1 protein-coding gene is annotated in these 596 nt (G+C 68.5%); it reads right to left on the bottom strand.

Annotation, left to right across the window (positions count from 1 at the left end; genetic code table 11):
• The coding region (locus K7G61_RS36015) for a zinc-binding dehydrogenase (protein ID WP_308190816.1) at positions 1-574 on the bottom strand (574 nt) is incomplete at its 3' end.
• Positions 575-596 lie beyond the last annotated feature (22 nt).

Below are 596 nucleotides of genomic sequence, written 5' to 3' on the forward strand. Positions count from 1 at the left end.
GCTCCTCCACGAGGTCCGCCACACCAGGCGCTGCCGGACCACGACGGCTGAGCAGCAGCAGGTTACGCGCACCGTATTCGGTCACCAGGTGCCGGGCCGCGAGCCCGGCGAGCGCGCCGCCCGCGCCCGTGATGAGAACGGTGCCGTTCGGGTCGAGGTCGTGCGGAACGGTCAGGACGATCTTGCCGATGTGACGGGCCTGGCTGACGAAGCGGAACGCCTCCCGCGCCTGCCGCACATCCCAGCACCGCACCGGCAACACCGACACCACACCCGCCGCGAACAACCCCAGCAACTCGGCGAGAAGTTCCCCGATACGCGCGGGCCCCGCCTCCACCAGATCGAACGCCCGATACGCCACACCCTCGGGCAACGAGTCGACATCCCGGACGTCGGCCTTGCCCATCTCCAGGAACCGCCCACCACGCGGCAGCAATTCGAGCGATGCGTCCACGAACTCCCCCGCCAGGGAGTTCAGGACCACATCCACACCCTCCCCACCCGTAACCGCCAGGAACTTCCCCGCAAACCCCGTGTCGCGGGAGTTGGCAATGTGGTCGTCATCCAGACCCAGTCCGCGAAGGGTGTCCCACTTG

The sequence above is a fragment of the Streptomyces sp. HPF1205 genome, from assembly GCF_020400825.1.
Taxonomy (GTDB): Bacteria; Actinomycetota; Actinomycetes; order Streptomycetales; family Streptomycetaceae; genus Actinacidiphila.